At 47.7% G+C, this 14,413-nt stretch carries 13 protein-coding genes; 12 read left to right on the top strand and 1 reads right to left on the bottom strand.

The window, feature by feature from the left end; genetic code table 11:
* The first annotated feature begins 21 nt into the window (after positions 1 to 21).
* Genes CMO31_02850 through CMO31_02805 form a run of 10 tightly spaced genes read left to right on the top strand, consistent with a single transcriptional unit; the run spans position 22 to position 11,774 of the window.
* Complete coding sequence (locus CMO31_02850; protein ID MAZ52938.1) at positions 22 to 612, top strand: NADH-quinone oxidoreductase; 591 nt, start codon at positions 22 to 24, stop codon at positions 610 to 612.
* The gene (locus CMO31_02845) at positions 613 to 1,956 is read left to right on the top strand and encodes an NADH-quinone oxidoreductase subunit F (protein MAZ52937.1); all 1,344 of its coding nucleotides are present in this window, start codon (positions 613 to 615) and stop codon (positions 1,954 to 1,956) included.
* Complete coding sequence (gene nuoG / locus CMO31_02840; protein MAZ52936.1) at positions 1,953 to 4,397, top strand: NADH dehydrogenase (quinone) subunit G; 2,445 nt, start codon at positions 1,953 to 1,955, stop codon at positions 4,395 to 4,397. Before CMO31_02845 ends, nuoG begins: the two co-directional genes overlap by 4 nt.
* On the top strand, positions 4,397 to 5,410 hold the full coding sequence (locus CMO31_02835) for an NADH-quinone oxidoreductase subunit NuoH (GenBank protein ID MAZ52935.1): 1,014 nt from the start codon (positions 4,397 to 4,399) through the stop codon (positions 5,408 to 5,410). The genes nuoG and CMO31_02835 overlap by 1 nt, the downstream gene beginning before the upstream one ends.
* 51 nt (positions 5,411 to 5,461) lie before the next feature.
* A complete protein-coding gene (locus CMO31_02830; GenBank protein ID MAZ52934.1) occupies positions 5,462 to 5,989 on the top strand; it encodes an NADH-quinone oxidoreductase subunit NuoI in 528 nt (175 codons plus the stop codon).
* Positions 5,989 to 6,552 (top strand): NADH-quinone oxidoreductase subunit J, encoded by a 564-nt coding sequence (locus CMO31_02825; GenBank protein MAZ52933.1) that lies wholly within the window; start codon positions 5,989 to 5,991, stop codon positions 6,550 to 6,552. Before CMO31_02830 ends, CMO31_02825 begins: the two co-directional genes overlap by 1 nt.
* 33 nt (positions 6,553 to 6,585) lie before the next feature.
* Entirely contained in the window at positions 6,586 to 6,906 is a 321-nt protein-coding gene (locus CMO31_02820) for an NADH-quinone oxidoreductase subunit NuoK (GenBank protein ID MAZ52932.1), read from the top strand.
* 16 nt (positions 6,907 to 6,922) lie between these two features.
* Positions 6,923 to 8,842: an NADH-quinone oxidoreductase subunit L gene (locus CMO31_02815; GenBank protein MAZ52931.1), complete on the top strand. Its 1,920-nt coding sequence runs from the start codon at positions 6,923 to 6,925 to the stop codon at positions 8,840 to 8,842.
* Positions 8,839 to 10,311 (top strand): hypothetical protein, encoded by a 1,473-nt coding sequence (locus CMO31_02810; GenBank protein ID MAZ52930.1) that lies wholly within the window; start codon positions 8,839 to 8,841, stop codon positions 10,309 to 10,311. The genes CMO31_02815 and CMO31_02810 overlap by 4 nt, the downstream gene beginning before the upstream one ends.
* A complete protein-coding gene (locus tag CMO31_02805) occupies positions 10,311 to 11,774 on the top strand; it encodes an NADH-quinone oxidoreductase subunit N (protein ID MAZ52929.1) in 1,464 nt (487 codons plus the stop codon). Before CMO31_02810 ends, CMO31_02805 begins: the two co-directional genes overlap by 1 nt.
* Positions 11,775 to 11,821: 47 nt before the next feature.
* Here the strand turns inward: CMO31_02805 and CMO31_02800 are convergent, their stop codons facing one another.
* Positions 11,822 to 12,154 (bottom strand): sulfurtransferase, encoded by a 333-nt coding sequence (locus tag CMO31_02800; protein ID MAZ52928.1) that lies wholly within the window; start codon positions 12,152 to 12,154, stop codon positions 11,822 to 11,824.
* Between the two features lie 274 nt (positions 12,155 to 12,428).
* Between CMO31_02800 and CMO31_02795 the strand changes: the two genes are divergently transcribed.
* Positions 12,429 to 12,836 (top strand): nucleoside-diphosphate kinase, encoded by a 408-nt coding sequence (locus tag CMO31_02795; protein MAZ52927.1) that lies wholly within the window; start codon positions 12,429 to 12,431, stop codon positions 12,834 to 12,836.
* A 281-nt stretch (positions 12,837 to 13,117) separates the two neighbouring features.
* Positions 13,118 to 14,272, top strand: a complete 1,155-nt coding sequence (locus CMO31_02790) for an aspartate aminotransferase (protein MAZ52926.1) — start codon at positions 13,118 to 13,120, stop codon at positions 14,270 to 14,272.
* Positions 14,273 to 14,413: the final 141 nt, after the last annotated feature.

Genomic DNA, 14,413 nt, shown 5'->3' with positions numbered 1-14,413 from the left:
ACTCCCAGTGGGGCGCCAAAGATGATTGAATTGGATGTCATCACGCCATTCTTTGCTGATAAACAAGATCTACTTCTTGAGATCCTTAATAGGTACCCTTCTTACGGACGGCGTACCGCTATCATGCCGCTTCTGTGGGAAGTACAACGCGCGGAACGCCATATATCTGATCATCGCATAGAGGAGATTGCTCAGATTCTCGATATGACCGCTACCGAGGTTAAGGGCGTAATGAGCTTCTATTCGACATATCACGAACAACCGATAGGACGTTTTCACTTACAGATATGTTCAACTCTGTCCTGCTCTCTAGCAGGATCGGATGAAATGTACGATTTCATCACTGAGGAACTAGGTATCGTAAATGGAGAAACAGATAGTGACTCACATTTTTCTCTACAAAAGGTTGAATGTCTTGGTTCTTGCGGTACGGCCCCCGTCTTACAAGTTAACGATACATACTACGAGCGAGTTTCGAGGTCTAGGTGCAGGACGTTGCTTGAAGCCTTGAGTCGGGGCGAAATGCCCGAGTCAACCCGTGAACGTGGTGGCGATAACGTTGAGGGGTCTCCCGCAAAACCTTTTAGCGACAGCAGGGAAGCTGGTAACTAAATGGCGGAACCTGCACAAGAATCTCCTGTGCAAATTACGAGTCGTCACGATCCGCGGTACGAAGTGACACTGTACCGGCATGTGGGTGTTTCTAATTCTCATACTCTCGATTACTATCTTGGTCATGACGGTTATGAGTCAGCACGAAAGGCGTTAACTGCCATGACGCCCACAGAGGTGGTTGAGGAGGTTAAGGCTTCAGGTCTCAGAGGTAGAGGTGGAGCTGGTTTCCCCACAGGTGTGAAGTGGTCCTTTATGCCACCCCCTGATGGGAGACAACGTTTCATTCTCTGCAATGCTGACGAATCAGAGCCCGGCTCTTTTAAAGACCGGTATATCCTAGAAGACGATCCACATCAGCTCATAGAGGGAATGATTATCGCCGGTTATGCAATAGAGGCAACCCGCGGCGTGATCTACGTTCGAGGCGAGTACATGACAGGTTATGAGAGACTGTACGAAGCAATCCAACAGGCTCGTAATCATGGTTTGCTTGGAACAGGATTGTTCGGTACAGACTTCGACTTTGACATAATCCTCCATCGGGGTGCAGGTGCCTACATTTGTGGCGAAGAAACTGCACTAATGAACTCTTTCGAAGGATTGCGTGCTAATCCGCGCCTTAAACCCCCATTCCCCGCGCAGGCAGGAATATATGGGTTACCAACAACCATTAACAATGTCACCTCACTTACCAGTGCAGTTCATATCATTGCCAAAGGTTCAGCCTGGTTTGCTTCAATGGGAACAGAGGATTCCCGAGGTACGAAGCTATACCAGATTAGCGGTCCGGTGCGACGGCCTGGCGTGTATGAATTACCTATGGGAACAACTTTTCGTGAGTTAATTTTTGATCACGCAGGAGGCCCAACAATGCGGGCTAAAGCGTTCATTCCAGGTGGGTCATCAAGCCCAATGTTTCCTTTTCAAAACGAGTATTTAGATGCTTCTATGGAATACGGTACCCTCGCTCGTTTGGGTTCGATGCTAGGTACCGGCGGAGTGATTGTGATACCAGAAGAGAAATGCATGGTTACTGCCATGTATAACGTGGTTCGCTTTTATGCACACGAGTCCTGCGGAAAGTGCACTCCCTGCCGCGAGGGCGTTGCTACTTGGCTTCCAAAGATGTATCAAAAGTTATTGGCTGGCATGGGTACCAAGGAGGATTTGGTTCTAATAGAAGAGATGTCACAGCGGTTACAGGGCACAGCTTTTTGTGTCTTAGCAGACGCTTGTGCAATGCCTGTTGAAGCTAGTTTTAAACATTTCAGGCACGAGTACCAATACCTAGTCGATCATGGAGAACGTATGTACAAGAAGTCGGACTGGTGGCAGGAATGAAAGTAAGAATTAACGATGTGGAGTTAGAGCTCGCTCCTGGAACCAGCGCTATAGATGCTGTATTCGCTGCTGGCCATGATGTGCCGTATTTTTGTTCTGAGACGTACATGTCCCCAATTGGTGCTTGTCGAATGTGCCTAGCCAAGGTCGGTGCTCCTCGCCAAGACCGATCTACTGGAGAGTGGATCCTAGATGAGGAGACGGGAGAGCCTAAAGTCTTTTACTTTCCCAATCTGATGGCTACCTGTACGACGACCGTGATGGAGGGAATGGTAATCGATACTCTCTCTGAGGAAGTTAAAGATGCTCAAAACAGCATGGTCGAGTTTACACTTATTAATCACCCGCTTGATTGTCCCGTGTGTGACAAAGGTGGTGCCTGTGAATTGCAGGATAGAGCCTACGAGTACGGCACTGGCCTAAGTCGATTCCCCTTCGATAAGCGTCATCAAGAAAAGCACCATGCGCTCTCGGAACTAATTACGCTCGACCGAGAACGCTGCATTCACTGTAAGAGATGCGTTCGTTATTTTGAGGAAGTTCCAGGAGATGAGGTTCTTGACTTCATAGAACGCGGTGGCCACACGTATATTGGTACTGCAGATGAGGATTTACCGTCTAATTTTACGGGCAATATCACCGATATTTGTCCCGTAGGTGCACTTCTCGACACCACAAGTCGCTTTCGAGGTCGCAACTGGGAATACCACCACACCCGTACGACGAGTCTTGACGACTCTAGTGGCACACCAATTGTAGTGGATGCCCGCACCGGGCACATTGAGCGCATTAAAGCTGGATTACACCCAGATATAAACAAGCGGTGGATTGATGATGGAATTCGGTTTGGTCACGAGTATGCTAACGCTGACGACCGGATACAAAGCCCCATGATCAGAAAAGACGGAGAGCTTACTCAGGCTACATGGGACGAGGCTATGGCTTTCATTGCTACCAAGATCAACGGTCTTGCTGGTAAGGAGGTGGGTCTAGCCATCAGGGCAGACGCTACTTTAGAAGAAGGTGTTGCGGTACTGGCACTAGCTGAGCACCTTCAAACTGGCCAGGTTGACCATTATCCGCGGCCAAACGCCTCGGTGATTCCACCTGAAACACCAGCTACGTTTGATGATCTTGCTCGGGCTGATGCAATATTTGTCTTGGCTGATGTTACTGAAGAGCTTCCTGCTGCAGATTTAAGAATCAAGGATGCTCTCAAAGGGGTTGTGCCTCCTGAATTAATGGAACATGGAGTTCCTATTGCTGATTTGAGATTGAAAGAGAGAATGGCTCGAAAACGAGATATTCTAACTGTGGGCGCTCCTTTTATTACAGATTTGATGAGCCACTCAGGAAAATCCGTGCTTTACCAACCAGGCTCCGAAGCCGATCTATTGGAAGCCCTAGTTGCTGTAGCAGCAGGAGAATCACTGACTTCTGACACTGATCATTTGGGTTTTGATCAGTCGGAAATGCAGTTATTGGTGACTCAACTAATCGAGGCTCAGAAGCCGGTTATAGTTTGTGGCGGTTTAGTCCTGGCTAACGACGCAGCTGTTGCTGCAGCCAAGACTCTGGCCAAGACCGTTGATGCCCGGCTCATGTTAATCGGACCTATGGCCAACAGCTTTGGACTCGAAAGGATAGGATTATTTCCAAGTCACGATAAATACGACTATGAAGCAATGATCAGTGGTGGGGCTAAAGCTCTAATTCTTTCTGGTCTCGATCCAGCACAGGCTCCAGCTGTAGCTACGAAACTAGAAGACCTTGATTTACTCGTAGTGCACGATCTATTTCTTACAGAAACCGCTACCAAGGCCCACGTTGTCTTACCGGCTCGTACTGGTTATGGCAAAGAGGGAACCGTTATGAATCTTGAAGGGCGACTGCTCCCAGTTAGGTCGGCTCCAATCGAGAACAATCACGCTGAGGATTTCACTGGACTTGTAAGACACTTTGGTGAGGCTTCAGGAGTGCGCCTTGAAGGTAGAAGTACCCGCAGTGCCCGCCGGGTACTCCGGAAGAAATTTGACGTCGACTTAAATGATCTTAATGACCAAGGTGTTCTTGGTGAGGCAGGGACCGAATCGTCTCGTCAGGACAGTAGTAAGGTCAACCGAGGTCAGAAGGGTAATGCTTTTCTAACTAAGGCTATGGTTCGCACCGAATATTTAGACAAGAATCCAAGCCTCCGTGCTTCGAACGGGGGAGTCTTATTACGCATTAACCCCGCCGAAGCCAATGCTTGGGGCCTACACGATTCGGATGTTGTCAGTGTAATGGTTGGAAAACTCCGGCGTCTTGTTACGATCCAGAGTAGCGAACTAATTCCAGAGGGGTTCATGCATGTACCATCTTTACCAGATCAACCAGCAGGCCTAGTTCAGGTCGACTTGGGAACTATTCAGATAGAGCGTTCAGCACTGGAAACAGTCTGATGGATTCTTTGCTTGCCACCCTCATTAAGGCTCTATTAATGTGCGTCATCTTGCTGGGTGTATTCGCTTATATGACGGTTATTGAGCGCCGCCTTTTGGCTCGCATGCAAAACCGTATTGGTCCGAATCGAGTAGGACCCTTCGGCTTGCTACAACCGATTGCTGATGCTATTAAGTCTATTTTCAAGGAAGACATTGTCGTGTCAGCGGCTGACCGATTCGTATATATTTTGGCGCCCTTTGTATCGATTACTTTTGCATTAGCTGCTTTTGGAGCGATCCCAGCAGGACCTGCAGGGAGTTTATTTGGTCTTGATCCATGGATCGTAGATCTTGACATAGGCTTACTATTCATTTTTGCTGCAACATCGATTGGGGTATACGGTATCTTTCTAGGTGGGTGGGCGTCTAACAGTAAATATTCACTGCTAGGTAGTCTTCGATCAAGCGCTCAGCTGATATCGTATGAGCTCGGTTTGGGATTCTCAGCGCTTACTGTACTCATGATAGCGGGAACACTAAACCTACGAGAGATCGTTGACCTTAATGTATGGTCCGTTCATCCGCTTTTATGGGTTCCCCTCGCCGTTGCTTTTGTAACTTTCCTTATTTCCGGAATTGCTGAGGTTAACCGTACGCCATTCGATTTACCTGAGGCGGAGCAGGAGTTAGTAGCGGGTTATTTAACAGAATATTCATCTATCAAGTGGGCGCTTTACCAGATGGCCGAGTATGTCAACATGCTGACTGCATCTGCTGTTGTGAGCACATTATTCCTTGGTGGTTGGCGGGGACCAGAGTTCCTGGATTTTTTCATACCAGGTATTTCGCAATGGCCGTTTATCTGGTTGATACTTAAGATGGCCCTGTTTATGTTTCTCTTCATTTGGTTGCGGGCAACATTACCAAGATTACGTTACGACCAGCTGATGAGGTTTGGTTGGGTCTACCTTTTCGAAATTGCCTTAGGTGCAGCGCTCGTCACTGGGGCGGTGATCGCATTTGTGCTTTAAATATTCTCCTCAACATTGCTCAGCAGGTTTCTCTCTACAGGAGGCGCACACATGAGTGTTCTCGATATAGCTAAAGGGATGGGAGTGACTCTAGGCCATCTTTTCAAGAGACCTGCCACTGTCAGTTACCCGGAGGAGTTAGTAGACATCAAGCCCCGGTTCCGAGGAAGGCATCATTTACTTCGTCACCCTGATACCGGTTTAGAAAAATGCATTGGATGTAGTCTTTGTGCTGCTGCCTGTCCGGCTTACGCAATTTACGTTGAGGCTGCTGAGAATGATCCAGAGGACCCAACTTCGGCTGGGGAACGCTATGCCAGCATTTACGAGATCAACATGTTGCGATGTATTTTCTGTGGCATGTGTGAAGAAGCCTGTCCTACAGGAGCGATAGTCCTTGGTCACGAGTTTGAACTAGCTGATTTTCGTTCTGAAGATTTCACATATGGCAAGGACGACATGATGGTGGGCGTCCAAGGAAGTAAATGGCAACGCCGTGAAGCCGAGCGTCGCAACAGCGATGTTCGGGTAGGATTTAAATCGGGTCCGCGCCCTGAGTTGGAGGGTGTGGATTACTGATGGTTACATTTGTAATCCTAGCCGCCATAATGCTGATTGGTGCTGTTGGGGTCATAACCCTTCGGCAACCGGTGCATGCGGCTTTGTCGCTTGTTGGGACGCTACTTACCCTAGCAGTAGCTTACGTAACTCTTCAGGCTCACTTTTTAGCAGCTGTCCAGGTCATAGTTTATGCCGGAGCCATTATGGTTCTCTTCCTGTTTGTGATCATGCTCCTAAACGTTGAGGGAGACGAGCCTGCACCAACCCTGCGATGGATGCCTCCCTTAGCCTACTTTGCAGCTGTCGGAGCAGCAGCTACGATAGCCATCGTAGCGTTCAGTAATTCGATGCCACTTTTGGATTTAGCTGTCGTTAATGAGGTCCTTAATGGAGGGGGAGCTGGGGAGATTGCTGAATCGTTATTTACGGAATTTATGCTTCCCTTCCAGCTTGTGGGGGTACTCCTGCTCACTGGGATTATAGGTGCAGTTGGTCTTGTACAACGCCGTGCTATCGAGGATGCTCCGGAGTTTGAGCCGTCTGGATCTGTATCCATTGAGGAGGAATCCAATGTGGCCTGATTCGGTGGCTATAGAGAAGGGGGTTGTGGCTGCATGGTGACGACAGAGTACTATCTTGCTCTAAGTGCAGCTATCTTCGCTATTGGGGCAATAGGGGTTTTGACACGGCGGAGCGCAATTCTTATCTTTTTGTCAGTTGAACTCATGCTTAATGCGGCGAACCTCGCACTTGTTGCCTTTGCTAGACAATGGACGCTTGCGGGGGCTCAGGGTGCGTTTGCCGGCCAAAGTGCAGTATTCATAATTTTGGCGATTGCGGCAGCTGAGGTAGCGGTAGGCTTAGGAATACTCGTGGCGATATTCAGGAATCGTGCAAGTACCGATGTCGACTCCCTTTCAGAGATTAGGCTGTGACTGATGCGAGAGTTTTATGAATGATCCAGTATCCATCGCTGCGTTAGCGCCGTTAATAGCTCTCATAGGTGCTTTAACCAACGGACTATTTGGACGTAATATCCGTCCAGGGGTAATTGGTAGTGTAGCTGTCGGTGTGAGTTTTGCCCTATCATTGATAGCGGCCTTCTCACTGTTTAACCGTGACCCTAGTGGCGTTGTTGTTGAATTGTGGCCCTACCTATCAGCGGGTAATTTTGACCTCTCGCTAGGCTTTATGATCGATCGGCTTAGTGTACTGTTGATGCTTGTAATCACCGGAGTGGGATTACTAATACACGTCTATTCTATTGGTTACATGCGGGCTGATAAGGGCCTTAGCCGGTATTTTGCTGGTCTTAATCTGTTTGTGGCAGCAATGCTAGTTCTGGTTATGGCGGATTCTTTCTTGTTGATGTTTATTGGATGGGAGGGAGTAGGGGTTTGTTCGTATCTTTTGATTAGCTTCTGGTATCAGGATCGACTCAATGCTGATGCCGCCCGCAAGGCTTTCATAGTAAATCGCATTGGTGACGTTGGTTTTTTGCTTGCGATGTTTCTCATGGTGACTGCCTTCGGCACTCTTGATATTGCAACCATTAACCAGGCAGCTATTAGTCTTGTGGTTGGATCTGGTACTTTGGTTTGGATCGGTCTTTTGTTACTAGTTGCTGCTAGCGGCAAGTCTGCCCAGATTCCGTTGCAGGTTTGGTTGCCTGACGCGATGGCTGGACCGACTCCGGTGTCAGCTTTGATTCATGCAGCTACCATGGTTACGGCAGGTGTATATCTCGTAGTACGTTCAGCCCCCCTATTCGTAGGAGCACCGGAAGTATCAGTGATTGTAGCTTGGGTGGGGGCTATAACCGCACTGATTGCTGCTTTCGCTGCCTTCGCACAAACCGATATTAAGAAGATACTTGCCTACTCCACTATCAGCCAACTAGGTTTTATGTTTGTAGCTGTAGGTGCCGGTGCCTACTGGGTCGGTATTTTTCACCTCTTTACCCACGCTTTTTTCAAAGCCTTGCTGTTTTTGGGCGCAGGATCGGTTATACATGCCCTTGATGGTGAACAGGATATCCGACGAATGGGGGGACTGGGGCGTCGCATGCGTGTCACTGGAACTACCTCGTTGATTGCTACGTTGGCAATTGCTGGTGTTCCGTTATTGTCTGGATTCTTTAGTAAGGATGCGATTCTTGCTCATGCCTTTAACAGCAATCTGCTTGCAGGTAACGGAGCTGTTGTTATCTACGCAATTTTGCTGCTTTCAGCAGGAATGACTGCTTTTTACATGTTCCGGTGGTATCACGGAATCTTTGTAGGTCAGGAACGTATTGCCGAGGAGCTTAAGGCCAAAATTCATGAATCGCCACAAGTTATGACAGTTCCACTAATAATCCTATCCATTTTTAGTATTGGTGTTGGCTATGTTGGACTACCAGCATTTGCCTTCCCCAATCTTTTCGCTTCTTGGATTGAACCAGCAGCAAGAACCCTAACAGGATTTGCCCACCCAGCTATCGAAATTGAGTGGGCTTTACTCGTGCTTTCGATTGTTGCAGCAGCTATTGGTCTTGGAGTTGCGTACTGGGTGTATGAAGTCAAGAAGGGTGGACCTGTTGTCCGACTACGTGATCAAACCATAAACCGGTTGTCGCAGACTGGTTTTGGCTTCGATAATTTGTACCGCATTATTTTTGTACGGCCAGTTGAAGCTATAGCCGAAGGTGTACGGATAATTGACAAGGATCTTATAGATCAAGTAATTACTAATAGCATTGGTAGTTTTGGACTCCTTTCTCGAGTAGTACGGCGCCTGCAGAGTGGATTCGTCCGCAGTTACGCTTTTGTGATGCTCTTGAGTGTGAGTGTACTGGTAGTGCTCGTTACTTTATTTGGAGGAAAATTGTGACCCTAGCAGCACTCATGATTCCTCTCTTGGGAGGCTTGGTATTGGGGTTAAGCTCACTCAAGTTTCCTTTAAGCCCAAATTTGCTAAGCCAGCGTGCCATTGCTCTTTTGGTTACCATTCTTACCTTCGTTATTGCAATCTTTTTACCCGGTAGCGAGAGCGTCGAGCGGACCTGGATTCCTAGTTTTGGGGCGTATTTTTCCCTGAGCGCTAATGGAGCAGGTAGCGTTCTAGTGCTAGCTTCTTCTTTGGTAATGATTCCTGTAGTGTTATGTGCTGGACTAAGGATTAGAGAGAGAACCGGAGCGTTCTTATCGTTGCTCTTGTTCATGCAAGCAGGTCTCAATGGATTGTTTCTCGCTAAGGATTTAGTACTGTTTTATGTGTTTTGGGAAGCAACTTTAATCCCGAGCCTACTTATGCTCGGCATTTGGGGCAGAAATGGACGCCGTCAAGCGACTATAAAATATCTCATATATGCCGTAGCAGGGTCACTCCTGATGCTTGTTACGGTTCTTGCGATTAAACCAATCTCCGGGGCTGAGAGTTACCGATTAGCTGACTTGCTTGTAGCTACTACGACTCTTTCACTGAAAACCCAAGTATGGTTATTCCTGGGCTTCTCTGTTGCATTCATGGTCAAGTTGCCCCTTTGGCCGTTGCATTCGTGGTTAGCAGATTTTCACACCCAGAATCACCCTTCCGGAGTGGCCGATGTCGCAGGTACTCTGTACAAAGTAGGTGGTTACGGATTTTTTGCTTGGGCGTTACCTTTGCTGCCAGCAGCAGCTGTCACGGTAGGACCTTTTCTCCTGATCCTCGCTGCATTTACCGCTATCTACGGTGCTATGGTTGCCATCGCCCAAAATGAACTTAAACGCCTACTGGCTTTCGCTTCAATATCGCATATGGGCATAGTCGGCGTGGGCTTGTTTGGTCTTCATCTTGCGGGTCTTAACGGGGCCGTCTATTTATTAGCTGCCCAGATGTTTACAACGGGGGGGCTTTTCTTAATTTCTGGAATGCTGTTTGAGCGTCAGGGTAGTTTCAAGCTCGATAAATATGGTGGCCTAGCGGCTAGTGCTCCGGCTCTAGCAGCCGTTACACTCTTTATTCTTTTCGCGAGCATAGGTGTGCCAGGGCTCGCTAACTTTCCAGGAGAATTCTTGAGTCTAGTAGGCGCTTTTCAGGCTAATCCAGTTGCAGCTGCTTTGGCGGTACTTGCTGTCATTGCGGCCGGAGTTTATGGTGTCAACCTCTTTCAGCGTTTGTACCAGGGTAATCAGGGAAAACCCGTACGTGATATAAGTCCGATGGAGTTATTTGTTTTAGTCCCAATTCTTTCTGGGATCTTATGGCTCGGTGTTGCTCCGGCCCCGCAACTCGAGCAAATCGAGTCACAATCCCGAGTAATTGTTGATCAGGTTAAGGCCTCACCTTCGGGCTTAGCGGTAGGAGGGGACCGGTAATGCAATTTCCCATTCCGGACATTGGCTGGGCTCCACTTTTACCACCACTTATTCTTCTTGTAACGGCCGCATTATGCTTGTTCTTTGCGCTTTTTTTAGAGGGAGGTCGGACCTCTGCATTGCTTGCTCTTGTGGGTCTAGGGACAGCTGCCGTGATAAACCTCTTTCTTTTTCAGGAGGCCCGTTTTGGAGATCCAACTGCGGGGTTCTGGTATCGATACCTCGCAGACCTTCCTGCAGCCGGGTTTAATTTTGTGATTTTAATAGGCACTGCACTTGCAATTCTAATTAGTTACGATTATCTTGAACGGGCCGAATTAGATCATCCTGAATATTACCCATTAATCTTACTAGCGTCGGTAGGTGCAATGGTAATGGCTGCTGCCGCTGATTTAATCGTTCTTCTAGTTGGTCTTGAGATTATGTCGCTAGCGGTATATGTTCTTTCGGCGTGGCGTCAGGGTTCAAGAGAGTCCCAAGAGGCAGGTATGAAATACTTTCTACTCGGCGCCTTTGCTTCGGCATTCTTTATCTATGGGATTGCGTTACTTTATGGCGCTACTGGTGCCTTCCACTACACTGGAATTATTTCCAACATGGGTGGTGAGGCATGGTCCCAAGCCCTAGCTGTGATTGGCGGTATTTTAATTCTAGGGGGCCTTGCGTTTAAAGTTGCATTGGTTCCTTTTCACCAGTGGGCGCCAGACGTATATACTGGCGCACCAACCCCGATTACCGCATTTATGAGTGTGGTTGTTAAAGCTGCAGCATTTGCAAGTCTAATAAGGATCACTACCTTGTTCTTTCCAGATTTTGCGGCAGTCATCACCATTGCGCTTACTGTTCTTGTAGCGCTCACATTAGTGGTCGGAAATTTGGCTGCACTTGGGCAACTTGGTGTTAAACGTATGCTTGCATATTCGGCAGTTGCGCATGCGGGTTACCTTGGGTTAGCCGTGTTGGCTTCGGGTGAACTAGGAATTAGGGCAGTGATTTGGTACCTGACTGCTTACGCCTTGATGAATATTGGGGCCTTTTCAGTATTGACTTTGATCACCGATAAAAACGATCGAGGCGACAACCTTAAGAATCTTGCAGGTCTTGGTAATCGACGCCCTACAATGGCCCTAGCCCTGACACTGTTTCTGCTTTCGCTCGCTGGCATTCCACCGCTTGCCGGGTTTACGGCCAAGCTTCTAGTACTGCAAGCTGCTATTGAGACTGGCTACTTATGGCTTGCTATCCTTGGGGTTATTACCAGCATCGTAGCGGTCGTCTATTACTTCCGTGTTATTAGCACCATGTACTTCCGGGCTCCCGAGGTAGATGTTCCTGAATTCCATAGCCGTGCCACAAATATTGCCATCGGCATTGCTGCTCTAGGTACGATTTTGCTTGGGATTTTTCCTGATTGGTGGCTTCAGTTGGTAAGCGCTGGACGCCAGATCGTTACTAGCCTTTGATTATTTTCAATGCCATAGTTACGCATTAGGTACGGTAAGGGCAAGGTTTACTGATCGTCACCGGGCTCTATAGGTAATCCCGCCTCGTTCCAAGAAAGCATTCCCCCTGTTACGTTGATTGCATCGTAACCGCGCTGGTTCAGGAAAATCGTGGCATCGCTGCTTCTTTGGCCGCTACGGCAATGGATTAGAATCTGCTGGTCCTTTGGTAATTCTTCGTATCTTTCCATAAACTCTGATAAGGGGATCAATACGGTGCCAGGGATTCTAGCCTGAGCAAATTCATGGTCTTCACGTACATCAAGAAACATAGTTCCCTGAGCAGCTCGCCTTTTAGCCTCATTTACGTCTATTGCGGGGATCTCCAGAGAATCATCCATGCCACCATAATAATGCAGAGAGTAATTTGAAATGTTAGTTCAAATTTCCAGACGTGTTGCAAATTCTACTAGAAATCAAAAAACAATTTGACTTACGTTCGACTCAAATTATTTTATGACGGTAAATTCGACTTTTTTTCGCATTGGGGTCTGCATATGAGCTCGAGATGAAGATTAAGGGTTTTGCGTAATAGGCGGAGACTGCTTTTCTTATAATCATTTGTTAATGAAGTTCACGAGTATAACGAAACTCGTGTTATTCTTCACGTCAGTTATGGCTACTGAACAGACATTTGCAATGGTGAAACCTGACGGTGTTAAGAGGGGTCTAGTAGGCAAGATAGTAGAGAGGATAGAGCGGAAAGGTTATAGACTTGCCGCAATGGAACTAATTACTATCTCTCACGAGCTGGCCGAAAAGCATTATGGTGAGCATGCCGGAAAACCATTCTATGGAAACTTGGTCAATTTCATTACAAGTGGACCCGTCATCGCGATGGTGCTCGAGGGTGACGATGTGATAAATGGATGGCGCACGATGATGGGCGTGACAAACCCCTCTGAGGCGGCTCTGGGTACGATTCGTGGCGATTACGCTACAACTATCGACGAAAACATCGTGCATGGATCAGATTCTCCCAAGACAGCTGAACGCGAGATTAGCATTTTCTTCGACCTCTAATACCAAAAATATTCCTCAAAGATTCGGAATACGCGGTGGAGACGGTAGCTAATGTGTCGATAGATAGTGCACCTCAATAGGATTTCCTGAAGCTGACATTTTATGTTGTAAGCTAGTTTCTTTTTCTAAGGCATGTAACCTCCCTTCATTAGAAGACATTACCTTTGAGGTGGTTTTAAGAACGCAATCTATTTTGTAATCGTTCTTAAGGGGGTATCACTGTAGGCCCTAAACAAGTACGATATTGAGGCGTCTAATCGGCGTTAGAAGAAAGAGGTACCATGCCCCAGTTCTCTCAGGCTATTTCTAAATTGAAAGCTTCGTCCACTGTGGTTTTTAACACTCGGGCTCAGGAAATGAAACGTCAGGGTATAGATGTTGTTGCTATGACGGCTGGAGAGCCTGATTTCCAACCTCCTGATCACGTTCTTGAGGCTGCAAGGGACGCCGTTGATCAGGGGCTTACTAAATACACGCCTGCTGAGGGCACGTTTGAGCTTCGGGAGGCTGTATGTGGGAAGTTCGCTCGCGAGAATAATCTTGAGTACACCCCAGAACAAATTATTGTAGGTACTGGGGGGAAACAGATCCTCTATAACGGGTTCATGGCTGTTTTAAACCCTGGTGACGAGGTAATTATTATTGCCCCGTATTGGGTTACATATCCGGCCCAGATCGAGCTTGCAGGTGGCGTACCTGTACCTGTTAGCGCCCCTCCCGAGACCGGGTTTATCCCAGATATAGATGACATAAGGTCAGCCATCACAGCACGGACAAGAGCCATAGTTCTTAACTCACCTGCCAACCCTACTGGCGCTGTTTACCCACCAGAAGTAGTGATATCTATTGCCGAATTAGTAAATGAACACGATCTCTGGCTCTTCGCTGATGATCTCTATGAACACTTAATTTACGACGGTAAATTCACTGCCGCTGCCAGTTACGCGAGAGAACGCACATTAATTATTCACGGAGCTAGTAAGGCCTATGCTTTAACCGGGTGGCGTATTGGGTATGGAGCTGGTCCAATAGATCTGATTAAGGCAATGAATCGCCTTCAGGGACAATCAACTAGTGGTGCTAACTCTATTGCTCAATATGCCGTGACTGTTGCCCTCAACGAGTTCGATAAGACCCGTGCTTTTATCGACATGACGTTAGAAGCTTACAGAGAACGGAGGAACTTACTGGTTTCTGGTTTGAACCGAATGGGTTTAAAGACACCGAATCCCCGTGGGGCATTTTATGTGATGAGCGACCTTACGGTTATTGATCCTAACGAGAACAAAGCTGCATTAAGGCTTTTAGAGGACGCCCACGTTGGGGTCGTTCCAGGTACCGACTTTCTAGCTCCAGGACATGCTCGGTTCAGTTACGCCACCAGCCTCGACAATGTTACTGAGGCATTAGAACGCATTTCCAGGCTTCTTAACTAGAGCAAGGAATTGTGTAACCTAAGCCTTGCGCTCAATCCCCCTCTAGCCTACGTATATATCTGGGTTGGGAAGATATGGGGGGCAATGTTGCCTTGAAAAGATTAAGAAATATATACGGGGAATTTTAACTCTCGTAACGAA

It is taken from the genome of Trueperaceae bacterium (assembly GCA_002707365.1).
In the GTDB taxonomy this organism is placed as follows: domain Bacteria; phylum Deinococcota; class Deinococci; order Deinococcales; family Trueperaceae; genus UBA6957.
This window is presented reverse-complemented; position numbering and strand designations above follow the sequence as displayed.